This is a genomic window from Burkholderia crassaminum (genome assembly GCF_964265005.1).
Lineage (GTDB): Bacteria > Pseudomonadota > Gammaproteobacteria > Burkholderiales > Burkholderiaceae > Burkholderia.
This window is the reverse complement of sequence record NZ_OZ183799.1, coordinates 414,769-437,754: the sequence shown is the minus strand read 5'-3', so window position 1 is coordinate 437,754 and position 22,986 is coordinate 414,769. Positions and strand designations below refer to the sequence as shown.

Genomic DNA, 22,986 nt, shown 5'->3' with positions numbered 1-22,986 from the left:
TTCGTTCAAATCGCGATTTGTTGTTCTAGACGGCCGACAAGCCGCCCTCTCAGGATTTCAGCGGTCCGCCGAAGCCGCTCGTCGGCAGCTTCACGCCGGTCGCATCGGCAGCCGACGCCACCGTCGTAGCGCCCTTGCCAGCGATACCGGCAACACGCGGCAGTGCGCTCTGCAACGCCCCGGATGCCGCGTTCGCAACCGGTGCCACCATCGCCGCGAGCCCGCCTTGCCGTGCAGCCTGCACCATCCCGGCCACCTGCTTCGCGGCACCGCTCAGGCTCGAAGCCGTCTGCAATGATGAGGCCACGCCCGCACCACCAAGCGCACTCGCTGCAGCCGGCAACGCGGGACTCGCGAGCCCGCTCAACGCAGCGCCTGCGTTACCGCCGCTCGCCGGCCCCATTGCAGCCGTTGCCGCGGCAGGCGCCATCCCTTTCAATTGGCTGACAAGCTGCCCGGTCGCCGCCGACTGCGCGGCTTCCGGCGACGGCTCGACCGGCTCGGCCGGCCATTTCGCCTGCTTGAAATAGTTCGCCGGCTGATCCGACTCGCGCGGATCCTTCCCGAACTCGACACGCACCGCGCCGGGCGGCAACCCGCTCACAACGGTATAGCCGCTATTGTCGAGCGCCCCCTTCTTCAGCACGGCACCGTTCACGTCTCTCACCGTAAACAACCCGCCCTTCACCGCCTCGCCATTCACATACTTGTGAAACAACTCCAGCTGCCCCGGCTGATCCGGCCGCGGGCTTGGCAGCGGATACCCCATGCTCGCCGGCCCGTTAAACGTATGCGACGCACCCTTCACGTCCACCGCACCCGGCGTATGAATCTCGATGTTCCCGCCTTGAATGCGGACATACCCGCCGCCGCTCGTCAGCAGGATCCCCTGATCGGCCGCGATCTCGATCTGCCCCGTCGCCGACACCACCTTCACCGCCTTCTGCGCGGTCACTTCGATGTTGTCCGCCTGCGCCTGGATCTCCACCTTGCCCTTGCCCGCGAACAGCTTCATCCCCGCGTTCTGCGCGAACAGGCTCAGCTTCTGCCCGATACTCCCGATCAGCGACTTGCCCGCGACAACATGCACGCTCTGCCCGCTCGCCACGTTCACGTGATCGTTCGCGACCATGTGCACCGACTGCTGCGTCGACATCCCGATCCCCGACGGGCTGCCGAACAGCATCACCGGTTCCTTGAACGCGTTCGCGTTACCCGTGCCACCGCCGGCCGTACGCCCACCGGACGCGCTGCCCGGTGCACTGTCCTGCGTCGCATCGGTAAACGCGCGCATCGTGTCCTGCGCGTCGTTCAGGCTTTCCGCCTGATGCTGTTCGCTCGCACTCGACATCGCCTCGACGAGGCTCTCTCCTGACACGAGCTGCTGCTGCGCTTCCTTCACGTCGAGCGGCTGGCTGTTCGCCGCCTTCGGGTGCGTCGTCACGTACAGGCCCTGGCTGGCCCGCACCGCGCCATACGCATCGGAACGCAGGTCGAAGCCGCTGCCGAGATACGACCCGCGCGAATTGGCGTTGTGGTCGATGATGTAGCCGAGATGCAGCAGGCTGTTCGCGCTGCTGCTCATCAGCTGAACGCGGTTCTGCCCGGTTGCATCGTCCATCACGAGCTGGTTGTAGCCGCTGCCCGAATACTCTTTCGACCGATAGCCCGACAGGATCCCGTCGGTATGCCACTGCGGCTGGTTCGCGCCGTTGTACACGCGCCCGACCACGAGCGGCCGGTCGCAGTCGCCACCGACGTAGTCGATCAGCACTTCCTCACCGATGCGCGGCACATGCACGCCGCCGTAACCGCCACCGCTATCCGACTGCACGACGCGCACCCAGCACGATGCATTCTCGTTACCCGAATTGATCCGGTCCCACACGAACTGCACGCGAATCCGGTTCAGCGCGTCGGTATAGACCTCTTCGCCTTGCGGCCCGACGACGATCGCCGTCTCGAGGTGTATTTCCGGCTTGTGATGCTCGAACGGGCTGCGATACGGCACGTTCACGCGCTGCGTCTCGACTTCGACGAGATAGAAACCGACCGAACCGTCCTCGTGTGGCACGCGAAACGCGGGATCGGCGCCGTAGCCGTCCTGTGCCTGCGCCAACGCTTCGCGCAGACTGTATGGAAAGTCCGCGCTGTCGGCCGCGACGGGCAGGTTGTTCTCGATCCACCACGCGACCTCGATCGCGGCGAACTCGCGCTGTTCGGCGGGATCGCGAACGTGCTCGGGATGATCGGCCAGCGTGAAGCGCCGGCCCGCATCGATCGCGCGCACGCCGCCCGCCGCATGGAACCGCTTCGCCCGCGACTCCCACTCCTCCATCCTGACCTTCGTCAGATGGTCGCCGCGCGTCTGGTCGAGATACGTGTAGGCGCCCGTGTACTCGTAGACTTCGAGCTGATCCGGCAACTCGCCCTGGCCGCCCATCGTCGGCAGCGATGTGCCTTTCGGGTTCTCCGGCTGCGCAGGATTCTTGTAGTCGAACGTGCGCGTCGTGCGCGTGACGCTCTGCAGCGTGCGCGTGCCCGACCATTGCGTGAACGCGTCGGCTTCGCTGGCCGCGCCACCGCGATAAAAGCGCACGGTTTCCGGCGACAGCGGCGCGAACGCCTGCAGGTTGTCGGTGATGACGAGCGTATGCGACTTGCCGTCGTCGGCCTGCTGCCAGGCGCAGTAAAGCCCTTCGCTCTCCATCAACCGATGCACGAAATGCCAGTCGGTGTCGTGCTGGCGTGTGTACGAGCGGTTCGGCAGCGGCTTCGTCAGCGCAAAGCGGAAATGGCCCTGCGCCTGCGGATGCTGGTTCAGCACGTCGCTGATGATCTGGTCGACCGTCGTGTCGTTCCAGAACCGCTGATTGCGACGGAACTTCAGGAAGTGGGTGAAATCGGCGAACGCGAGCTGATAGGACGTGAGCCCGCCGTCGGCGCCCAGCCGGCGCGCGGTATGGACGTATCCGTTGATCGGCCGGTAGCCGAGATCGCCCTGCTGGATCCACAACGTCACGGGCTGGGCGATCAGCTTTTTAAGCTCCAGATCGCTCTCGGTCGACAGCACGTCGAGCGTGAACGTGTACGCGCGCCCGATACGCGAGCGGCCGACTGCCCGCTGGACAGTCAGGACGTTGGCCCCCAATGGCGTATCGAGCTTCAGCAACCGGTCCTGCTGAAGCAATCCGCCGCGCAATGCGGCAATTGTGTTCTGCATGTTCATGAACGGCCTTTTCTTCTTTTGGCGCGCCCTCGGATGGCGCGAGCGATCAACTTCGCCCGCGGGATTTTACAGACAAAATTTCGCGCGCTCCTGAACCTGACCTGATTTAAAAGAGCGTGATCCGATTGGTCCGCGAGCCGTGCATGGAAACGCCAATCACGCCGGCCGGCCGCCTCCCGCCCCGATGAAATCGATTGCAATCAGGGCCAATTCGACTTCCGGCACGGCGCGGTTGCGAGTAGTGTCTACGAGCCCGTATTGCGGTCCGCCGCGCCCGGCGCTCACCACACACGACACTGAACACTGGAGATCTGCGATGAAACGTTCGAAGTTCCTGCTGTCGGGCCTGCTGCTCGCGTCGGCCCTCGGCTTCACGGCGGTCGCCGCGCACGCGGACGACCTGCTCGACTCGGTCAAGAAGGCCGGCGTGTTGCGCGTCGGCCTCGAAGGTACCTACCCACCGTTCAACTCGCGCGGCACGTCCGGCCAGCTCGAGGGTTTCGACGTCGACGTCGCGAACGCGGTCGCCGGCAAGCTCGGCGTGAAGACGCAATTCGTGCCGACCGAATGGAGCGGCATCATCGCCGGCCTGCAGGCCGGCAAGTTCGACGTGATCGTCAACCAGGTCACGATCACGCCGCAGCGCAAGGAAGCGCTCGACTTCAGCGAGCCGTACACGTACTCTGCCGCGCAGCTGATCCAGCGCAAGGACGACACGCGCAACTTCAAGTCGCTCGACGATTTCAAGGGCAAGAAGCTCGGTGTGACGCTCGGCACCAACTACGACCAGATGGCGCGCACCGTGCCCGGCATCGAGGTGCAGACGTATCCCGGCGCGCCGGAGAAACTGCGCGACCTCGCCGCGGGCCGGATCGAAGCGACGCTCGACGATCGCCTGATGCTGCCGTACATGATCAAGACGTCGAACCTGCCGCTGCGCGCGGGCGCGATCGTGAACGGCGGCAAGCAGGAAATGGCGATCCCGTTCCGCAAGGGCAACCCGAAATTCGAGAAGGCGATCAACGACGCGCTCGATTCACTGCACAAGGACGGCACGCTGAAGAAGATCTCGATGCACTGGTTCGGCACCGACGTGACGGTGCCGGTCGCGCAATAAGCGGCACGTCGTTCAACGCGTCATGCGCTTCGTGTCGACGAACGCGTGACGCTTTCCCTCAAGCCGCTTCGTCGAAGCGCGCCAGCAGCAGCTGGCCGATCGGTGTCAGCGCCGGGCGCGCGGCCACGGCGTTGATGCGCATCTGCGTATCGTCGACCAGCCGCTTCTCCACCAGCACGGCGAAGGCCGGATTCGACGGATCGACGCTGTCCGGCGCACGTGCAACGCGCAACAGCATCGAGAATTCATGCGGACTCAGCATGGTCCCTGTCTCCTGATCGTCCGCGATCCGGTTCGAACCGGCGTCGATCGTATTTTCGAATGAAATGGCGCGATGGATGACCGCCGCGCCGCCGGGAGCGAGATCCCGGCAGGCCTGCCTGCGACGCGGGCACGTCGTCGCGAGCGGGTTGCGCACGTCCCGGATCCGGCGATGTCGCCGCGACGGGAACGTGCAACGTTATGGGCGCACCATGACGTGACCGTGACAGGAAAACGGGGCGCAAAACCGTGCTCGTTACATGCCGCTTCGATTCGATGCCGATCCAGTTGACGACAGCGGGCCGCGTCACATGCGTGGCCGTCGGTTACCTGCTCGCCGGCTGTCTCGCGCCCTTCATCGCGGATCGACCGAATACGGGAACCCGCCGCGCGCCGATCCGTTCGCATGGCGCATGCAGCGCACGACCACGTTCACCGCGCGCCCGAGCGTCATCCCGATGAGCACGCCCCATACCGCGAACGACAGCATCACGAAGCCGCTCGTCGCCGCCCACGGCGCGCGCACGGCGACCGCGTAATGGATGCCGGTTTCGGCGACGAACGTCAGCATCAGCGTGACGAGCAGGCTCGCGTCGCCGGGCAGGCGCACACGCAGGCCCGACGCGGCCGGACGGTACTCGAGCCGCCACCGGCTCGCGTGCAGCCAGCCCAGCGCCACACCGCCCAGGACAGCCGCCAGCGCAATCGCGTTCGCGTCGATGCCGGCACGCGGAAAAAGCCCGTTCAGGCTGACGATGCCGAGCATCCCGAACGCGATAGGCGAGATCAGCGGACGCGCCGCCGGCACCTCGCGCGGGAAACAGCGCTTGACGCCGATATAGAGCAGCACGCAGAACATTACGTACACGTAAGGCTTCAGATGAAGGAGCGTAGACATGGTCGGAGTCGCCTGATCGGAGTGAACACGACAACACCGTACTGCCCGATCCTGTCAGGCGGCGCAGCTTGCGACGGGAGGCGGGAATTCGCGGACGAGTTGCGCGTCGCGGCGATGATCGTCTGGCGAATCGGGACGACTGACGCGCCATCGAATCCGGCGGCCGGCGACATCAGAACCAGTCCGTGCTTCGTGCTCGACGCGCAACCGGCAACGCCCCGTGTCCTTCCGCAGCGCCTTCCACTACACTCGTGACGGAAACCGGCCAACCGTCGGCAGCCGCAGCGCTTCGTCGAAGCCGCGCGCCATTCGTCGCAACTCGCGCGCAATCGGCCCCTCCGGCAGTAAGGTCTAGCCATCAGCGCAACGCGCGCCCACCTTCACCCGACACCATGCGAGCCACATCCGACCCGTCGCCGATTCCGCAGCCACCCGCCGACGCCCCGCCGCGGCCGCTGCGCGATCCGGCCGCGCTGCTCGCGTTCGCGTGCTTCAACTCGGTCGTCGGCCTCGGTTTCTGGGCCCTTCATTTCAACGAACCGCTGCTGCCCTACCTCGTCGTCGCCAACGTGATCGGGTTCTGCGCGCTGCTGTTCAGCCATGCCGCCGACCGGCTGCTGCCGCGCAAGCCGGGGCTCGCGCTGAAGACCGTCGTGATCGCGCCGGCCAGCGTGCTCATCGGTTTCGAGATCTCGGCGACGATCGTCCGCGGGAATGTGCCGCACGTGTTCGGGCGCGCCCGCCTCGGCACGTGGGACAACTACGGGCCGTCGTTTCTCATCTCGGCGATCCTGTTCGTGTGCGTATCGCTGTTCCTGCAATCCATGCGCATGCGTGCGACGCTCGAGACCGAACGACGCGAAGCCGCCGAAGCGCGCCAGGCCGAGACGGCCGCGCGCCTCGCGCTGTTGCAGGCGCAGATCGAGCCGCACTTCCTGTTCAATACGCTCGCGAACGTGCAGAGCCTGATCGAGCGCGATCCGGCTCGCGCATCGACGATGCTCGACAGCCTGAACCGCTACCTGCGCGCGAGCCTGCGGCGCACGCGCGATGCGACGTCGACGCTCGGCGAGGAGCTCGAACTCGTCGAAGCATTGCTGAAGATCGCGTCGATCCGGCTCGCCGAGCGGCTTTCCTATACGATCGACGTGCCGGCGGATCTGCACGCGCTGCCATTCTCGCCGCTGCTGCTGCAACCGCTCGTCGAGAATGCACTGCTGCACGGGATCGAGCCGTCGATCGACGGCGGCGTGATCGTGATTCGCGGCAGGATGCGTGGCGATGCGCTGATGTTGAACGTGATCGACACGGGCGTCGGCCTCGGTAAGGGCGGCTCGAGCCTGCACGGCGGCGTCGGGCTCGCCAACGTCGCCGCGCGCATCCGGACGCTGCACGGCGAGCGCGGGCGCGTCTCCGTCGAGACGAACACCGCCGCCGCGCATGGCGTTACCGCTACGCTGCTGATTCCGATCGACTGACATGCCGACCGCCCTCATCGCTGACGACGAACCGAACCTGTCCGCCTCGCTTGCGCAGCGGCTGGGTCAGCTCTGGCCCGAACTGGAAATCGTTTCGATGCCGCGCAACGGTATCGAAACGCTGGCTGCGCTGAACGCGTCGCCGCGCCCGGACATCGCGTTTCTCGACATCCGGATGCCCGGCATCGACGGGTTGAAGCTCGCCGCGCTGGCTCCGGACGTGCATGTCGTGTTCGTCACGGCCTACGACGAATATGCGGTCGACGCGTTCGATCGCGCGGCAGTCGACTACCTGCTGAAACCGGTGACGGACGAGCGGCTGCTGCGCTGTATCGCGAAGCTTCAGCGCGGCGGGCCAGCGCTTGCGCAGGCCGATGCGCTCGCGCAGGCGGCGCAAGCGAGAGAAGCGGTGCCGATCCGCTGGCTGACGGTAGGCGTGAAGGATGCGACGCGGCTCGTATCGGTCGACGACGTGCTGTATTTCCAGGCATCGGAGAAATACACGGAAGTCGTCACGCCCGGCGAACGGCTCGTGATTCGCACGCCGCTGAAAGAACTGATGCAACGGCTCGATCCGGAGCGGTTCGCGCAGGTGCATCGCGGCGTGATCGTTGCGTATGCAGCGATCGATCGCGTCGAGCGCGACTTGCTGGGGAGATTGCGGATTCGCGTGCACGGGCAGCGGGAAATGCTGCCGGTCAGTCGGGCGTATGCGGGGTTGTTCAGGCAGATGTGATAGGTGTCTGCTTGCGGCGCGTGTAACAAGGTTACGTTCCGACAAAGCGTGAACGACACATTGGCAAACAGCGCCCCATCCAACACAATCGCGCGATCACGTTGCGCTCGACTGTATCGCCTCGAGTCGACACGACGTCCTCCCCACCGGCCGGCCCTGAAAACAATGAAAACACTGCGTGGATTGACGACATGCGTGGTTGCAGCGCTCGTAAGCGGCTGCGTCGCCACGCCCAACCTCATCGGCGAGAACACCGCGGGCATCGCGCCGACAGAAGCGACCGCGATCCTGGTCGTCGTGGACGGCAAGGCATTCGACGGGCCCGAGTTCGGCAGCGAAGGGCGCGCGTATCTCGCCGGACTGGGTGAAGGCATCCAGGCTGCACTGGCCGGTGTGCCGACGAAAGTCGTCGAGCTGGACGAGATGAAGTTCGTGAATCCGGTACCTGCGGCACTGCGGGCCATGAAGCCGAGTCATACGATCCGCCTGTTCACGGAGTCCGGGACGGCGCGTTACGGCACGCCCATCAGCGCGACGTGGCAAATGGAGGTATCGAATGTGACGACGACCTTCGTCCCGGCGACCGGTGACAAGATGGGCGGTACCCGCTACACGATCAAGCCGGTCTACAAGGCGCGCGCCGATGGGGAGACGTGTCTCGATTCGGACAGTCTCGCGAAGAAGTGCGGTGCGGCGATGGGAAAGATGTTTGGCGATACGCTGCGCGCCGCGCATGTGGTGCAGATGAGTGCGAGGGCGCCCGCTCAGCCGGCCAACTGAAGCGTGGCGTGGAAATGACGAAGGACTGCGCCATGCAGCGCGCAGCCCTTCGCCGGACAGCGTGACGGGTAACCGGGCCGAACCCTCTGTCACCTCGATGCGGCTGTCCCAGCGGTTCGAATCACGAGCGTCCCGAAGTCGGCAACGATGAAATCAGAACGGCGCCACATGAGGTCTTGTGACCTTCGAACGCCGCATGCGCCCCCTCGATTTCGAACTGCCCATCGCCCTCGACGACGACGCACGGCCCATGTAACGGGCAGGTGCAGCGGTCACCGACACGTGCGGGCGGGCGCCCCATGACATCGCTGTTCGACGCACCCGTCTCGACAAAGCCGCCGTGACTGTGGACGTCACCCACTCGAATGATTCCTCGCATGGTCGGTTGTCCGGTCAGTAGGAATAGCCCTGCATGCCGTAGTCGGTGTCGTGGCGACGGCCCCACCACGGCAGATATGCATTGTTCTCGCCTCGCGCGCGGAACCAGTCCTTGTCCGCATCGATCGGCACGACTTTCGACGGCGGCAACACCACCACCGCTGTCGGGTGCTGCGCATCCGTCGTCCCCGCCACCAGCACCTTCTCGCCAAGGTGATTCGCCCGACCGATCGCCAGCACCACGTCCGTCAGCGCCGTACCCGCTCCCATCGGGCCCAGCAGCGCCGGCGTATTGAACGTCTGCTTGCTGAAGTTGTAGTCCGGCAGCACTTCCGTCAACGTCTGCGACAACGCGCCGATCCGCTCCGACGCCGCTTCGCCGCCACGCCCCGCGTCATGCACCACGAAGTTCAGCGACGGCACCGTCACGCCCGCGTTGCGCGCCGCGCCGTCGATCGTGGCTTTCCATGCCTGCACTGCGCGCGTGGTGCCGGCCTTCGCCTCGTAGTCCTTGACGTTACTCGTCGCCGCGCGGCCGATCCAGGCCAGCGGTTCGCGTTCCATCTTGAAGTTCGGTCCGACGAGGAACAGCACCACCATGTTCTCGTTGATCTGCGCATCCTTCGGCGGGAAGCTCGGGGCGTCCCAGTTCATCACCCACGCGCTTTTGTCCGGGTTCGCCTGCAGGTAATCCAGTGCGCGGTTCAGCGACGTGAAACCGGCGTTTGCACCGCCTTGGTTGACGTGGACGTCGGGAGGGATGTCTTTGCTCCAAAGATCCAGGAAGTATTTGTTCCCGATGTTGAACTCCCTGGTAATGCTCTCCTGTAAATAAGCCTGAGCCTCGCCAGCGTCCAGTCTATTCGGCACGGCAAACTCAACATGGATGCCAGCCAGTTCACGCCAATCATCCTTATTCTTGGACTTGACCGTGTAGAAATACTTGGCGTTCATCACATAGCGATCGCCGAACAGTCCAAGCAATTTGCGAACGTACTTGTGATAGAAGCCTTTGAATGTTTCAGTGCCCTGATTGCCGTACGCAAACCCTGCAACCGACTGAAGCGTCGTGAACGACTTCGGATCCGTCCGAACCATGTCGTCGTTTTTATTGGGTTTAGCGAGCCCCATGGTCCACAAAACCTGCCATTCAGTTGGATAGTCGCGCCGCTGCAATGGGTTTATCCATTCCAATCCGACCACCTGCGCGACGAACGGTGCGGCACTTTCGCCGGCATTCAAAACGGCAGCATCTTTCTGCGACACGGTCGCCGCTTGCGCGGGCGTTGCCATCATGAGAGTCGATACCACAAACGTCAAAATCGCTGCCAGGGACGGCACCATCAACAATCGCTTCATCCAATCTCCCATGTTCAATTCGCCACGAGGCTTATGTCCATCGAAAATACTCAAGCTGTACATGATACCCATCGCGACAATCAACACTACGATGGCAACAACCAATCTACGGGGCTGGGTCGAAATGAGCTTACTCATACCCCCCCTCCGATTTTCAGATACAGCTCGTTCTCACGCTCATCGACAATTTTTTCGGGACGCTCGGCCTCTTTGGCATTCTTGACCCACTCGTGCACCGGCATGGCATCCTTTCCCGCCCCCAATACTCCACTTTCGAAATAATCCGCATAGTGCTTGCTTGGATGATTTTCCGGCAGCGCCTCCCCAAACCGCCAATCCGCTTCGATCCGCAGATCGGTAAAATCCTGGGGCGACAGGTAGCACAATCCGATTGCGACATCGTACGCCAGAGCCTTCTGAGCATGCTCCGGGTTCGTCATCGTGATCGAGTGATTGGTCGGGTTGTTCAGCTTGCCTGCATCGAGGATGTCCACCACCTGCTCGTTATGCCATTCCTGGTAGCCTTCCGGCGCGTCGCTCTTGCCGTCTTCCCCTATCACGTTGCCTGCGTCGTCCACCCACGCCTTGCGGCCGTCACGACGCGCGCGCATCCGCAGGATCGCGTGATCCTCGTAACGTTGCGACGCTTCGCTTTTGACGTCACCTTTGGCTACGTCGTCAGGCGATTGTGACTGGTAGGTATCGTACGGATCGTCGGATTTCCTATCCGTCTTAGCCGCGTTCCGGGCCGACGCAGGTGTATCGTAGCCGTCGTTGAAATCGCTCTTGGCGTCGCCATCCTGTATCTCTATCGGATTGCGACGCTCCGGATCATTGCTTCGATACGTCTTCGGCGTGAACGGTTCGTCGAGCGCCGGCGCGTCTGCGTTCACCGTCCAGAACTCCGGAGGGTTGGCATTAACGGGAAACAACTTGACGCTCGATGTGGCCAGCGTTATCAGGTAGAGAACCGGTGCAGAAAGCGTTGTAAATAACATGGCAAGCGGATTCTCGTTTCCGCTCAATGCTCGAACCAGTCCAAATTTTGCCGGCGGAGAAGGCGGAAACCAGAAGCCGGGAGTCGTGCCCGTTTTACCGTGCCGCCAGTCGTTGAGCCAATACCCATAGTCACCGACTTTACCCACCTCCCAGTGCGTCGCAAACACCCGCTGCGTCAACACGCCGTCAGCACCGACATCGATCAGCTCCTTCGACGGCCCGTCCTCTTTGCTGTCGTCCTTGACGCGCCCCAGCCCGCGCCATCCGATACCTTGAACCGTCACGGCGGAGATCACCTGATCATGCGGGCAGCAATACAGCGTCACGCGGCCGTGGGTATAACCGTTCAAGCCGTGCGCACCCCGATCGGCGGCAGCTGAATACGGCTTGCCTTTCTCGGACGTCCGGCAATTGCCCATCTCTTTGTCGAGTTTGTCCGCCGGCGGTTCGAATGCCGAACGGGCGCGGATGATGTCGAGAAATGCGCGGAGTGTCTGTGTACGGGCCTCATAAGTCTCGCGGCCACGCCCGTGTTTGGAATCCTTGACACGACGCTGGGACCAGGTATCCATTCCCGTGTCGGTATTGGCGACGCTATAGGGAGGATTCGCCAGCACATAGGCATCGGCGACGCAGCGCCCCGTATTGCCCCACGGGTCGGTCACCTCTGGCAACTGGTCGCCGAAGAATGCCGCCGTCAATCCAACCATGTTCCCCTGGCTGTGGCACACGATCGTGATCGGCACGTTCGCCTGCTTCCTGCGAATCGACTCCACCAGCTTCGCCAGACGCAATGCGGCGAGCACCCCGTAAGTACGGGGCGGAGTTCGATACAGCGGGCGCGTCGTCGGATTCATCGCCTGAACGGAGATCCAGCCGAAGATCCGGTCGTCGAGCCCCTCGTGCCACAAGTCCGGCAAGCTCGAACAACCGTTCGCGAACGGGCCGCCGCCCCAGTAGTTCTTCTCATTCAGGAAAATCTTGTCTCCGTATTCCTTCAACTCTTCCTTGTTGGCCTTGTAGCCCCAGCGGAAATGGATCACCGGAGAAAATGAAGGATCGGGCTTGATGTAACTTCCCGCCCACAGCTTGGGATTCAGGAATCCATCCTCTGTCAGGCTGTCTGTGTACCCGACGGGACTCATCTGACCGCCAATCACCCCCGTATGATCCAACTGATCATCGAGCCGTGCGAGTCGTCGGTTCAACCCCTTGCATAAGCCATCTTCGGCGTCCTTGTACCACTCCCCCTCCGAGTTCACACCGTGCACGAAGATGATCACGCCGGGCAATGGTTGCTGTTTGACGCAAATCAGTTCGCTATGCTGATTGAATAGCGTCGGTCCCTGGCCTTCTCCAACCACGACGCGCCGCTTGCGCGCGTGGACGCCGGCCTTGCCGCCCGTAGCGGGCGCCGCGCCGGGCGACGAGGAGCCCAGCGGATTCAGAAAAGAATCGGTCATGCGTTATTCCCCGGAATGCTCAGATATTTTTCTTGATGAACTGAACCGTCAGTTGCTCGAACTGGTTGCCGTTGATCGGCGACAGCTTGCCCGCCTCATCGGTCTGTTGGTCCAGCAAATCGCCGGACGCCTTCCTGACCTCGGCATCGAATCCCGGTGCAGGCTGCCCGTCCGTTGCGCGGACCAGCTTCGGCACCCGCCCGAGCGGCGAGTGGCTGAACGCCGGTAATTCGCCGCTCATGCTGGCGGGACCCTGCCACGAGTGGCCGGCCGACTTCACCGTGAATGTTCCCGGGCAACCCAGCTCGATATTCGCACCGTCGAGCTTCAGGTAGGCGCCGCCGGACGTCATCAGCACGACCTGGTCCTTGCCAAGCACCGATGCCTTGCCGCCCGCCGCCGTCACCTGGAAGTTCTTCGCGGAATCGATCTGCGTATCGTCGTTCTGGCTTTGCATCAGCAACTTGCCTTGATTGGCGATCGTCGTGATGCCCGCACTCTGCGCGAACAGCCACAGCCCGTTGCCGGCCTGCATGTTCAGCTTCTGGCCGCTCGTGAATTGCAGATGATTGGCGGCTACCTGATCGATGTTCTCGCCCGCATAGGTCACGTGCGTTTTCGGCGTGATGTTCAACGATCCGGCCTGCGCGCCGAATGCCATCAATGCCTGCGAGGCATCGTTGCCGCCGGCGCCCGGCCCCCAGTCCTTGAACGCAGCCGACAGCGTCGACTGCCCTGCCGTATCGGTCGCTTGTCCGCCGTGCTGCCCGGCATAATCGCCAAGCGACTTGAACAGGTCCGTGCACTGCTGAAGCAGCTGGATCAGTTCGTCACGATCGAGCTGGCCACCGCTCGCCTGGGTGCGCGCGTAGGTCGTCAACAACATCCCCTGCGCGGCGCGCAATGCCGCTGCGGCATCGGTCCGGAGTTCCGCGCCCTGGCCGCGATCAGCACCCTGGCCGTTGTCGCGCGGCTGGGTCAGATACCCGAGATTCAACTGGGAATGCGCATGCTCGGACGCCAGTTGCGCACTGATTTGCTTCGGCGTGTCGTCGAGTCGAAGCTGGTTATACCGTTGCCCGCTGATCTCCTTGGTCTTGATGCCGGTCAGGTAGCGGTTACCGGGCAGGCTGCCTGTGTGGCTGAATGCTGCCGGCATGTTGGCGCCGTTCGGCAAGACCCCGAGGATGATCAGGCGATCGGGATCGCCACCCAGGCAGCCCAGCAACACTTCCGTATTGACGCGTGGCAGGATGGTCTGGCCGAAGGTCGGCCCCGCCAGGCTCGATGCAACGCGAATCGGCGCGCTATCGCCCAGGTTCCCGTTCGTTCCCGCACCTTGCGCATGAGTGTGATCCGCTGCATCCTGGCCCAGGATCATCACGTACACGCAACCGGTCTCGTCGCACGTCACCTCGTCCGACCCGCTGCCGACCACGCGCCCCGTGATCAACGGCGTAAGCGGCAGATCGATCTTCGTGTCGTAGATCGGCGTCAGCGGCGTGCCGCGCGGCACACACGTGAACTGGTTCTCGTAGCGCGTATCCTGATCGTCCGGTTGCTGGCCGCCCGTCGTTGTCGGCTGCTCGAGCGAGTGGCTCGTCGAGAACAGCGTCTGCGCCCGCTCGCTCAGCTCCTTCGGCAAGTTGTTCCATACGTTGTGGTGCAGCGACGTGAGCACGAACTGCCGCTGCTCGGCGGGCCGCGCATTCCAGTCCGAATCGCCGGTAATCGTCACCCAGGTGCCGATCTGGAGATCGCGGATGCCACTCTTGCCGTCGTAGCGGACCGCGTGTGCTTCGCGCGCCAGAATCCGGTCTTCGGTGATCCGGTCGAGGTCCGACCACGAGTCCGCTACGTGCGGGCTCTCGATCACGATATCGGTCAACAGCTGGGCCAGGTCGTTGCCGGCCGCTCCCTGGTCGAGACCGGCCGGCCGGCTCGATTGGTCCACGCTCGCCTTCCGGTAGTCCCAGGTCGGCCGGCTTGCTTCGCCCGAGATCAGTTCCTGGCGCATCGTGAGCACCGTGATCGTGTCGCGCTCTTCGGTGCCCGCATCGCGCGGGTGCAGCCGCACCGTACCCGACGGCCCTTCGGACAGCTTGTGCGGGTCGTCGCAAAACACCATCGTATGCACCGGCGGCTCACCGTCTTGCGACTGGCCGCTCGCCCGTCCGGGGCGAACGAACATCGTGATGCCGTCGCGACGCAAGAGCCGCGACACGAAACGCGCGTCCGACTCGTTGACTTGACGCATGTACGAACGCTTCGGATACCGGGACGAATTCAGGCCCGACAGATCGAATTCGAATGCACGGGCAAGCGTCTGGCTCCGTTGCCGCCATTCGTTCAGCACGACGTTGAGCACGTCGATCACATTGACGTTGCGGAAGATACGGGAGTTGGTGCGCTTGTGGAGCAGATTCACCGCATCGGTCACGGTGAACTGATAAATCGTGAGTTCACCGTCGGAACGCCCGACCTGAACCGCACTGATGATCGCGTTGATTGCGTGCTTGCCGCCACGGTCGGTAACCAGCCCGACCGATACGGGCGCGCCGATAAAGAGCTTGGGCGAGAGATTTCCGTTTTGCGAAACGCAAGTCAGACGGCCATCGATGCCGGTCATCATGCTTTCGCGAATACTCACATGCTGCAGTGCAAGCTGCGCGCCCAGATCTTTTTGTGCAGCGCCCCAATTCAGTGTCACGGGGCGCCGATTCGTATCAATCCCCGATACGAAATTGCGAAACGCTTCTCGGATATTCACGACGGTCTCTCAGTTTGATTCGTTATGGCGCACGAACCTCGGGTGCGCTGTCGCTGTTTCGCGCGATTTTATCAAATTGTCATAAAAATAAGTTTTTCACCCCCTGGAATTGACAATATTCCACAGAGCACATGCTCTAACGCGAAAAGCGGGCAGCGATACATCCGCAAATCGCGCGTGGAATCAGGAAACCTCAATTTGTGACCGCGACGGGTTGCGTTGCCGTCCATTTCCCGACTTTCATCGGGGCTGCGTCGATCGAGCGTGCTCGAGGATGCATGGCCATACTCCTGGTCAGTAGGAATAGCCCTGCATGCCGTAGTCGGTGTCGTGGCGACGGCCCCACCACGGCAGATATGCATTGTTCTCGCCTCGCGCGCGGAACCAGTCCTTGTCCGCATCGATCGGCACGACTTTCGACGGCGGCAACACCACCACCGCTGTCGGGTGCTGCGCATCCGTCGTCCCCGCCACCAGCACCTTCTCGCCAAGGTGATTCGCCCGACCGATCGCCAGCACCACGTCCGTCAGCGCCGTACCCGCTCCCATCGGGCCCAGCAGCGCCGGCGTATTGAACGTCTGCTTGCTGAAGTTGTAGTCCGGCAACACTTCCGTCAACGTCTGCGACAACGCGCCGATCCGCTCCGACGCCGCTTCGCCGCCCCGGCCCGCGTCATGCACCACGAAGTTCAGCGACGGCACCGTCACGCCCGCGTTGCGCGCCGCGCCGTCGATCGTGGCTTTCCATGCCTGCACTGCGCGCGTGGTGCCGGCCTTCGCCTCGTAGTCCTTGACGTTACTCGTCGCCGCGCGGCCGATCCAGGCCAGCGGTTCGCGTTCCGTCTTGAAGTTCGGTCCGACGAGGAACAGCACCACCATGTTCTCGTTGATCTGCGCATCCTTCGGCGGGAAGCTCGGGGCGTCCCAGTTCATCACCCACGCGCTTTTGTCCGGGTTCGCCTGCAGGTAATCCAGCGCGCGGTTCAGCGACGTGAAACCGGCGTTTGCACCGCCTTGGTTGACGTGGACGTCGGGTGGGGTGTCTTTGCTCCAAAGATCCAGGAAGTATTTGTTCCCGATGTTGAACTCCCTAGTAATGCTCTCCTGTAAATAAGCCTGAGCCTCGCCAGCGTCCAGTCTATTCGGCACGGCAAACTCCACGCGGATGCCAGCCAGTTCACGCCAATCCTCCTTATTCTTGGACTTGACCGTGTAGAAATACTTGGCGTTCATCACATAGCGATCACCGAACAGTCCAAGCAGCTTACTGACGTACTTGTGATAGAAGCCCTTGAACGTTTCCGCCCCTTGGTTACCGTATACGAGTGCCCCAATTGACTGGAGCTTCGAAAATTTCTGCGGCATCGTCCGAACCATGTCGTCGTTCTTGTTCGGCTGAACAAGACCCATTGTCCAGAGAATCTGCCACTCAGTCGGATAATCTCGCCGCTGCGATGGATTCAGCCACTCCAACCCGACGACCTGCGCAACGAAAGGCGGAGCACTTCCGCTCGTATCCAACGCAGCAGCATCTTTCTGCGACACAGTAGCCGCTTGCACTGGCGCCACTATCATGATGGCCAATGCAACAAACGCCCGAAGCGCGACCAGGGACGACCCTATAGACAATCGATTCACCCAATCTCCCGCACTCAATTCATCACGAAACCCGTGTCCAGCGAAAACACTCGAGTTGCACATCATACCCATCGTGACAATCAATCAACGGAACGGGATCGAGATCGGCCGGAGTGTTACCCGCCCGATCATTGGAGGAATCTCACCGAAGTCAGGCAAAGAACTTGAAAACGGGCATCAGAAAACACCTCTGCCCACACACTCAATGCAAGTTGTCGGACACATCGCAAGCAAAGAGAGCCTGAATAAAACAAAGGGCCACGCGAACATCGCGTAGCCCTTTGTTTCGAGATGTCACGTAAGGATATAACAGTCGACACTCGCGAAGCCGGCCCCTTCCGCACGCAATCAACCGTTCCAGAGATCCGTCGACAGATACTTCAATCCCGAATCGCAAATCACTGCGGCAATCGTCTTGCCGCGCATCTCGCCGGCCAGCAACTGCAGCGCCGCCGCCACGTTCGCGCCTGACGAAAATCCGCCGAAGATCCCTTCCTTCTGCGCAAGCTCGCGTGCGACACGCAGCGCTTCGTCCCCCGCAACCTGCAGAAAACCGTCTGCGCGCATGTCGTTCAGAAACTGAAGATCGCCGATCGAATAGCCGCCGCCCTGGATCGGATGCTCGGGTCGCGACACGGGCTGCCCGGCGATCGGCGCCGCCCCAACCGGCTCGACGACATAACAGCGAATCGCGGAATTCCGTTCCTTGAGCGCCTTGCTGACGCCAGCAAAGGTACCGCCCGATCCGACAAAATCAACGAACCCGTCGATGCGGCCATCGGTCGCTTCCCAGATTTCCGGCCCGGTCGTCCGATAGTGCGCGAGCCAGTTGCCGTCGCGATGAAACTGATCGGCGCGAAACGCACCGCGCTCGGCTACGATGCGCTGCGCTTCGCGTTCGACGAGTTCGAGATCGCCGCCCGACACCTGTCCAGGAGCAGCGCCTGGCAACTGCTCGACCAGCACGACTTCCGCACCCAACGCGCGCATCATCCTGACGCGCTCCTCGGAGTTGCCCTTCGACATCACCGCGACGAACGGATAGCCCTTCACGCCGCAAATGATCGCGAGGCCGGTACCCATGTTGCCCGACGTCAGTTCGACGACGGTCTGCCCCGGCTGCAGCGCACCGCTACGTTCGGCTTCATCGACGATGCCCTGCGCCGCGCGATCCTTTTTCGAGAATCCGGGATTCAGGTAGTCGAGCTTCGCGAGAATGGCGCCTTCGAGGCCGTGCGCCTTCGTCAGCCGGTCGAGACGAACGAGCGGCGTCGCACCGATGGCGTCGACAATGGAATCGAGCACTTTGCTCATGATGGCCTCCTGGTTCGGGCGGGCGTTGATCGTGAGCGATGTACTGTAGCCAGTGCACCGAAGCGGAGCTTGTATGTTCTTGCTATGGAGATTCGCTCCGCAGATCGGGCGATGCCAAAGCGATTGACCGGGCTACATGTCGCTGAACGGAACAAACGACAACCCGCGGGCCGGGAAAGTGGACGCTGAAACGAAGAAGGGCCGGGAGAATCAATCTCCCGGCCCTTCGTTCAATTTGGTGCCGGCTGCAGGACTCGAACCCGCCACCTGATGATTACAAATCAACTGCTCTACCAGATGAGCTAAGCCGGCGTAGCGCGAGATTCTACCTCATTTCACGATCTTGAGGCGAGGTCTGTTGCCACCTTTCGAACCATCGCCATCGCCGTCGGTTTTCGGCGGTTCGTCGGCGCCTTCGGAGGGCTCCTCGTTCGCGCCGCTGTCGGCAACCGGCGTCAACGCAGCAGGCGCTTCGTTGCGCGACGCATCATCCGCCTGCGCGGCTTCTTCGTCGAACGTGCCCGAATCCTCGCCTTCACCCGCGACCGCATCGACCTGGAACGCCATCCCCTGCCCGTTCTCGCGCGCGTAGATCGCGAGCACGTTGGCAACCGGAATCTCGATCTTGTGCGCCTTCCCGGAGAACCGGGCCGTGAACTCGATCCACTCGTTACCCATCTGCAACTGGCTCGTCGCCTCGAAGCTGATGTTGAGCACGATCTCGCCGTCACGCACGAACTGACGCGGCACGCGCGTCGAGTTGTCGACCCTCACCGCGATATGCGGCGTGTAACCGTTATCGGTGCACCACTCGTACAGCGCGCGCAGCAAATAAGGCTTCGTTGAAATCTCTTGCATCACAATCCTCGAACCCGGAGCGGGCGCGCGGCACGCCGCGCCGCCCTCCCCGTCTTGCCTTCATTGCATCATCAACGACGCATGACCTTTTCGGACGGCGTCAGTGCTTCGATGTAGGCCGGGCGGCTGAAGATCCGCTCGGCGTACTTCATCAGCGGCGCGGCGTTCTTCGACAGTTCGATGCCGTAGTGATCCAGACGCCACAGCAGCGGCGCGATCGCGACGTCGAGCATCGAGAATTCCTCGCCGAGCATGTACTTGTTCTTCACGAAGATCGGCGCGAGCTGCGTCAGGCGATCGCGGATCGCGAGGCGTGCCTTCTCGTGATTCTTCTCCGCTGCCTTGCCCTTCTCGTTCTCGAGCGTGCTGACGTGGACGAACAGTTCCTTCTCGAAGTTGAGCAGGAACAGGCGTGCACGTGCGCGCTGCACGGGGTCGGCCGGCATCAGTTGCGGATGCGGGAAGCGCTCGTCGATGTACTCGTTGATGATGTTCGATTCGTACAGGATCAGGTCGCGCTCGACCAGGATCGGCACCTGACCGTACGGGTTCATCACCGAAATGTCTTCCGGCTTGTTGAACAGGTCGACGTCACGGATTTCGAAGTCCATGCCCTTCTCGAACAGCACCAGCCGGCAACGCTGGGAGAACGGGCAAGTTGTGCCGGAATACAGAACCATCATGTTTGCGTTTCCTCAAAAAAGCCGAGGGCCGGCACGCGGCGAACCCCCTCCAGGGTTCCACCTTGCGCCGGCCCCACGCCGGTCAGGCGTGATTACTTGATATCTTTCCAGTACGCGGCATTGAGCCGCCAGGCCAGGAAAGTCAGGACACCGAGAAAGATCAGCACCCATACGCCGAGGCGTTTGCGGGTCTGCTGAGCCGGCTCGGACATCCAGGTCATGTACGCCACCAGGTCGGCAACCGCAGCATCATAATCCACCGCGGACAGTGTCCCCGGCGTGACCTGCTGGAAGCCGACGAGCGTATGGGCCTTCTCGCCCGTCTCCTCGTCCGTCTTGTCTTCGAATTTGGCGGTGCGCTGCCCCTGCAGTTGCCACAATACATGGGGCATGCCGACGTTCTCGAACACCGCGTTGTTCCATCCGGTCGGCCGCGTATCGTCGCGGTAGAAGCTGCGCAGATACGTATACAGCCAGTCGCGGCTGCGCGCGCGCTCCTCGACCGACAGGTCGGGCGGCGAGGTGCCGAGCCAGTTCTTCGCGTCTTCAGGCCGCATCGCGACGGACATCGTGTTGCCGACCTTGTCGGTCGTGAACAGGAGATTCGCTTCGATCTCCTTCTGGGATATGCCCAGATCCGTCAGACGGTTGTAGCGCATCAGGTTCGCGCTGTGGCAGTTCAGGCAATAGTTTACAAACAATTGCGCGCCGTGCTGAAGCGAAACGAGATTTTCCGTGTTATCGGGCGCCCGGTCGAGCGGAAAATTACCTTCCGCCCGAACCGCCGGCGCCACCAGCAGCGCACACGCAGTCGCCCCGATCAGCGCGAGTGTCGAAAGCAGTTTCTTCATGTCGTTCTCTCCTCGCTCACGTTAATGGGGCTTGAAGCGCACCCGCTCCGGCGGCTGCTTGAACGTGCCAAGCGGCGTCCAGACGGGCATGCCGAGGAAGAACGCGAAGTAGATCAGCGCGCAACACTGCGCGATCAGCGTGGCTGCCGGCGATGGCGGCCGCGTGCCGAGGAACGCGAGGGTCAGGAACGCCACAACGAAGATCCCGAGGAACACCTTGTGGAACAGCGGCCGGTAGCGGATCGACTTCACCGGGCTGCGGTCGAGCCACGGCAGGAAGAACAGCGTGATCACCGCCGAACCCATCACGACGACGCCCCAGAACTTCGACTCCGTCAGGTACATGAACACGACGATCGCCGCGGCCAGCACCGGCAGCCCGGCCTTCCACTTGCCGCGCGCGCGGATCAGCGCGAGCACGCCGAGCAGCGCGATCACGATCATCAGGACAATCTTGAACGGGTCGGTGGTCGCGCGCAGCATCGCGTAGAACGCGGTGAAATACCAGACCGGCGCGATCTCGGGCGGCGTCTGCAGCGGGTTCGCCGGGACGAAGTTGTTCGCCTCGAGGAAGTAGCCGCCCATCTCCGGCGAGAAGAACACGATCAGCGCGAAGATCATCAGGAACACGCACACGCCGAGGAAATCGTGCACCGAGTAATACGGGTGGAACGGGATGCCGTCGAGCGGAATGCCGTTCTCGTCCTTCTTCGCCTTGATCTCGATGCCGTCCGGGTTGTTCGACCCCACTTCGTGCAGCGCGACGAGGTGCGCGATCACGAGGCCGACCAGCACGAGCGGAATCGCGATCACGTGGAATGCGAAGAAGCGGTTCAGCGTGACGTCCGACACGACGTAGTCGCCGCGAATCCACAGCGACAGGTCAGGGCCGACGAACGGGATCGCCGAGAACAGGTTCACGATCACCTGCGCGCCCCAGAACGACATCTGGCCCCACGGCAGCAGGTAACCGAAGAACGCCTCGGCCATCAGGCACAGGAAGATCGCGCAACCGAAGATCCACACGAGCTCGCGCGGCTTGCGGTACGACCCGTAGAGCAGCCCGCGGAACATGTGCAGGTAGACAACCACGAAGAACATCGACGCGCCCGTGGAATGCATGTAGCGGATCAGCCAGCCCCACGGCACCTCGCGCATGATGTACTCGACCGACGCGAATGCGAGCGTCGAGTCGGGCTTGTAGTTCATCGTCAGGAAGATGCCGGTGACGATCTGGTTGACGAGCACCAGCAGCGCGAGGGAGCCGAAGAAGTACCAGAAGTTGAAGTTCTTCGGCGCGTAGTACTCGGAAACGTGCTTCTTCCAGGTGGACGTGAGCGGGAAGCGCTGATCGATCCAGCCGGTGAGACCTGTCGTGGAGACTTCCTTGTTGTCGGCCATCACGCTTCTCCTTTCTCGTCCTTGCCGATCACGAGGGTCGTTGCCGACGTGAACATGTAGGGCGGGATGTCGAGATTCTGAGGCGCCGGCTTGTTCTTGAACACACGGCCAGCGAGGTCGTAGGTCGAACCATGGCACGGGCAGAGGAAGCCGCCCGGCCAGTCGTCCGGCAGGTTCGGCTGCGGACCCGGCGTGAAGCGTTGGCTTGGCGTGCAGCCGAGGTGCGTACACACGGCCATCACGACGAGGATGTTCTTGCGATCGGCCCGCGAGCGATATTCGTTCGCGCAATACGCGGGCAGCGGCATCGTATAGGGTTTTTCGGTGGTCGGATCGGCCACTTCCTTGTCGGCCTTGACCACGTCGGCCAGCATCGAATCGGTGCGGTTCAGGATCCACACCGGCTTGCCGCGCCATGGCACGGTGACCATTTCGCCGGGCTTCAGCCCGCTGATGTCGACCTCGACCGGTGCACCGGCCGCTTTCGCTTTCGCGGACGGCGCAAGCGACGCCGCGAAAGGTATGACGGTGGCTACGCCTCCTACGCCACCTGCTACGGATGTCGCAATCAGCCAGGTACGGCGGCCGCTGTCGACGCGTTTCTCTTCCTTGTCTCGCATCACACGCCCCACTTCTGAGTTGGATTTTCCGTCACGACTTTCCATTCCGCCGCTAGTTTGCTCGAATGGAGTCGCCATTTACAAGGCCCGGAGATGAAAATCCCTTCGAAGTGATTGATAGTTAAGGGTTTTCCCCCACTATCGGAGCGATTA

18 protein-coding genes and 1 tRNA gene are annotated in these 22,986 nt (G+C 62.6%); 4 read left to right on the top strand and 15 right to left on the bottom strand.

Annotation, left to right across the window (positions count from 1 at the left end; genetic code table 11):
* Positions 1–49 precede the first annotated feature (49 nt).
* On the bottom strand, positions 50–3,229 hold the full coding sequence (gene tssI / locus ACPTTF_RS02005) for a type VI secretion system tip protein TssI/VgrG (RefSeq protein WP_423370112.1): 3,180 nt from the start codon (positions 3,227–3,229) through the stop codon (positions 50–52).
* Positions 3,230–3,545: 316 nt separating this feature from the next.
* Here tssI and ACPTTF_RS02000 point away from each other — a divergent pair, with 316 nt between their 5' ends.
* Positions 3,546–4,346, top strand: coding sequence for a transporter substrate-binding domain-containing protein (locus ACPTTF_RS02000; RefSeq protein ID WP_423370111.1), 801 nt, complete (start codon positions 3,546–3,548; stop codon positions 4,344–4,346).
* Between the two features lie 58 nt (positions 4,347–4,404).
* Here ACPTTF_RS02000 and ACPTTF_RS01995 read toward each other — a convergent pair whose 3' ends face one another.
* Positions 4,405–4,608, bottom strand: a complete 204-nt coding sequence (locus ACPTTF_RS01995) for a hypothetical protein (protein ID WP_166965650.1) — start codon at positions 4,606–4,608, stop codon at positions 4,405–4,407.
* A 354-nt stretch (positions 4,609–4,962) separates the two neighbouring features.
* Positions 4,963–5,505, bottom strand: coding sequence for a hypothetical protein (locus ACPTTF_RS01990; RefSeq protein WP_423370110.1), 543 nt, complete (start codon positions 5,503–5,505; stop codon positions 4,963–4,965).
* A 392-nt stretch (positions 5,506–5,897) separates the two neighbouring features.
* Between ACPTTF_RS01990 and ACPTTF_RS01985 the strand changes: the two genes are divergently transcribed.
* The 3 genes from ACPTTF_RS01985 to ACPTTF_RS01975 all read left to right on the top strand — a co-directional run bounded on the left by ACPTTF_RS01985 (position 5,898) and on the right by ACPTTF_RS01975 (position 8,499).
* A complete protein-coding gene (locus tag ACPTTF_RS01985; protein ID WP_423370109.1) occupies positions 5,898–6,983 on the top strand; it encodes a sensor histidine kinase in 1,086 nt (361 codons plus the stop codon).
* Between the two features lies 1 nt (position 6,984).
* Positions 6,985–7,719, top strand: coding sequence for a LytR/AlgR family response regulator transcription factor (locus ACPTTF_RS01980; protein ID WP_423370108.1), 735 nt, complete (start codon positions 6,985–6,987; stop codon positions 7,717–7,719).
* A gap of 165 nt (positions 7,720–7,884) precedes the next feature.
* A complete protein-coding gene (locus ACPTTF_RS01975; RefSeq protein WP_423370107.1) occupies positions 7,885–8,499 on the top strand; it encodes a hypothetical protein in 615 nt (204 codons plus the stop codon).
* Between the two features lie 121 nt (positions 8,500–8,620).
* Here ACPTTF_RS01975 and ACPTTF_RS01970 read toward each other — a convergent pair whose 3' ends face one another.
* The 12 genes from ACPTTF_RS01970 to petA all read right to left on the bottom strand — a co-directional run bounded on the left by ACPTTF_RS01970 (position 8,621) and on the right by petA (position 22,833).
* On the bottom strand, positions 8,621–8,878 hold the full coding sequence (locus ACPTTF_RS01970; RefSeq protein WP_423370106.1) for a PAAR domain-containing protein: 258 nt from the start codon (positions 8,876–8,878) through the stop codon (positions 8,621–8,623).
* Positions 8,879–8,892: 14 nt separating this feature from the next.
* Complete coding sequence (locus ACPTTF_RS01965) at positions 8,893–10,374, bottom strand: virulence factor (RefSeq protein WP_423370105.1); 1,482 nt, start codon at positions 10,372–10,374, stop codon at positions 8,893–8,895.
* Positions 10,371–12,698, bottom strand: coding sequence for a T6SS effector phospholipase Tle3 domain-containing protein (locus ACPTTF_RS01960; RefSeq protein WP_423370104.1), 2,328 nt, complete (start codon positions 12,696–12,698; stop codon positions 10,371–10,373). The genes ACPTTF_RS01965 and ACPTTF_RS01960 overlap by 4 nt, the downstream gene beginning before the upstream one ends.
* Before the next feature lie 19 nt (positions 12,699–12,717).
* Positions 12,718–15,468 carry a type VI secretion system Vgr family protein gene (locus ACPTTF_RS01955; protein WP_423370103.1) on the bottom strand — a complete coding sequence of 917 codons (2,751 nt, stop codon included), beginning with the start codon at positions 15,466–15,468 and terminating at the stop codon, positions 12,718–12,720.
* A 294-nt stretch (positions 15,469–15,762) separates the two neighbouring features.
* Positions 15,763–17,106: a virulence factor gene (locus ACPTTF_RS01950; RefSeq protein ID WP_423370102.1), complete on the bottom strand. Its 1,344-nt coding sequence runs from the start codon at positions 17,104–17,106 to the stop codon at positions 15,763–15,765.
* 348 nt (positions 17,107–17,454) lie between these two features.
* Positions 17,455–18,420 carry a PLP-dependent cysteine synthase family protein gene (locus ACPTTF_RS01945; RefSeq protein ID WP_423370101.1) on the bottom strand — a complete coding sequence of 322 codons (966 nt, stop codon included), beginning with the start codon at positions 18,418–18,420 and terminating at the stop codon, positions 17,455–17,457.
* 236 nt (positions 18,421–18,656) lie between these two features.
* A tRNA-Thr gene (locus ACPTTF_RS01940) sits at positions 18,657–18,732 on the bottom strand.
* Between the two features lie 18 nt (positions 18,733–18,750).
* Entirely contained in the window at positions 18,751–19,278 is a 528-nt protein-coding gene (locus ACPTTF_RS01935; protein WP_423370100.1) for a ClpXP protease specificity-enhancing factor, read from the bottom strand.
* A gap of 71 nt (positions 19,279–19,349) precedes the next feature.
* Positions 19,350–19,961 carry a glutathione S-transferase N-terminal domain-containing protein gene (locus ACPTTF_RS01930; protein ID WP_006400565.1) on the bottom strand — a complete coding sequence of 204 codons (612 nt, stop codon included), beginning with the start codon at positions 19,959–19,961 and terminating at the stop codon, positions 19,350–19,352.
* A gap of 92 nt (positions 19,962–20,053) precedes the next feature.
* Positions 20,054–20,812 (bottom strand): cytochrome c1, encoded by a 759-nt coding sequence (locus ACPTTF_RS01925; RefSeq protein ID WP_166965669.1) that lies wholly within the window; start codon positions 20,810–20,812, stop codon positions 20,054–20,056.
* A gap of 21 nt (positions 20,813–20,833) precedes the next feature.
* Positions 20,834–22,216 carry a cytochrome b gene (locus ACPTTF_RS01920; protein ID WP_423370099.1) on the bottom strand — a complete coding sequence of 461 codons (1,383 nt, stop codon included), beginning with the start codon at positions 22,214–22,216 and terminating at the stop codon, positions 20,834–20,836.
* The gene (gene petA, locus ACPTTF_RS01915; RefSeq protein ID WP_021161845.1) at positions 22,213–22,833 is read right to left on the bottom strand and encodes a ubiquinol-cytochrome c reductase iron-sulfur subunit; all 621 of its coding nucleotides are present in this window, start codon (positions 22,831–22,833) and stop codon (positions 22,213–22,215) included. Before petA ends, ACPTTF_RS01920 begins: the two co-directional genes overlap by 4 nt.
* Positions 22,834–22,986: the final 153 nt, after the last annotated feature.

Bases quoted from the DNA above. Each gene is read 5' to 3' on its own strand.
- ACPTTF_RS01990 (WP_423370110.1), bottom strand. From the start codon at position 5,505: ATGTCTACGCTCCTTCATCTGAAGCCTTACGTGTACGTAATGTTCTGC.
- ACPTTF_RS01930 (WP_006400565.1), bottom strand. From the start codon at position 19,961: ATGATGGTTCTGTATTCCGGCACAACTTGCCCGTTCTCCCAGCGTTGC.
- tssI (WP_423370112.1), bottom strand. From the start codon at position 3,229: ATGAACATGCAGAACACAATTGCCGCATTGCGCGGCGGATTGCTTCAG.
- ACPTTF_RS01960 (WP_423370104.1), bottom strand. From the start codon at position 12,698: ATGACCGATTCTTTTCTGAATCCGCTGGGCTCCTCGTCGCCCGGCGCG.
- ACPTTF_RS01945 (WP_423370101.1), bottom strand. From the start codon at position 18,420: ATGAGCAAAGTGCTCGATTCCATTGTCGACGCCATCGGTGCGACGCCG.
- petA (WP_021161845.1), bottom strand. From the start codon at position 22,833: ATGCGAGACAAGGAAGAGAAACGCGTCGACAGCGGCCGCCGTACCTGG.
- ACPTTF_RS01935 (WP_423370100.1), bottom strand. From the start codon at position 19,278: ATGCAAGAGATTTCAACGAAGCCTTATTTGCTGCGCGCGCTGTACGAG.
- ACPTTF_RS01975 (WP_423370107.1), top strand. From the start codon at position 7,885: ATGAAAACACTGCGTGGATTGACGACATGCGTGGTTGCAGCGCTCGTA.
- ACPTTF_RS02000 (WP_423370111.1), top strand. From the start codon at position 3,546: ATGAAACGTTCGAAGTTCCTGCTGTCGGGCCTGCTGCTCGCGTCGGCC.
- ACPTTF_RS01925 (WP_166965669.1), bottom strand. From the start codon at position 20,812: ATGAAGAAACTGCTTTCGACACTCGCGCTGATCGGGGCGACTGCGTGT.
- ACPTTF_RS01995 (WP_166965650.1), bottom strand. From the start codon at position 4,608: ATGCTGAGTCCGCATGAATTCTCGATGCTGTTGCGCGTTGCACGTGCG.
- ACPTTF_RS01980 (WP_423370108.1), top strand. From the start codon at position 6,985: ATGCCGACCGCCCTCATCGCTGACGACGAACCGAACCTGTCCGCCTCG.
- ACPTTF_RS01985 (WP_423370109.1), top strand. From the start codon at position 5,898: ATGCGAGCCACATCCGACCCGTCGCCGATTCCGCAGCCACCCGCCGAC.
- ACPTTF_RS01965 (WP_423370105.1), bottom strand. From the start codon at position 10,374: ATGAGTAAGCTCATTTCGACCCAGCCCCGTAGATTGGTTGTTGCCATC.
- ACPTTF_RS01970 (WP_423370106.1), bottom strand. From the start codon at position 8,878: ATGCGAGGAATCATTCGAGTGGGTGACGTCCACAGTCACGGCGGCTTT.